1 protein-coding gene is annotated in these 210 nt (G+C 68.6%); it reads left to right on the top strand.

The window, feature by feature from the left end:
- The coding region (locus E4V01_RS25500; protein WP_193763324.1) for a polysaccharide biosynthesis/export family protein at nucleotides 1-210 on the top strand (210 nt) is incomplete at both ends.

Here is a 210-nt window from a genome sequence, read left to right as displayed (position 1 = left end):
GATGATCCCCGAGCAGGTGGTCGGGCCCGACGGCGGCATCACCGTCCCATACGCCGGCCGGATCAAGGTCGTCGGACGCCGCACCCAGGACGTCCAGGCGCTGATCGAGACCGAACTCGCCGGCAAGGCGATCCAGCCGCAGGTGCTCGTTTCCGTCACCAAGCCGGTCTCGCAATCGGTCACCGTCACAGGTGAGGCGGCCACGGGCAT

This window comes from Methylorubrum sp. Q1, assembly GCF_004683995.1.
GTDB lineage: Bacteria > Pseudomonadota > Alphaproteobacteria > Rhizobiales > Beijerinckiaceae > Methylobacterium.
The sequence above is the reverse complement of the archived record's forward strand: the minus strand, read 5'-3'. Positions and strand labels throughout refer to the sequence as shown.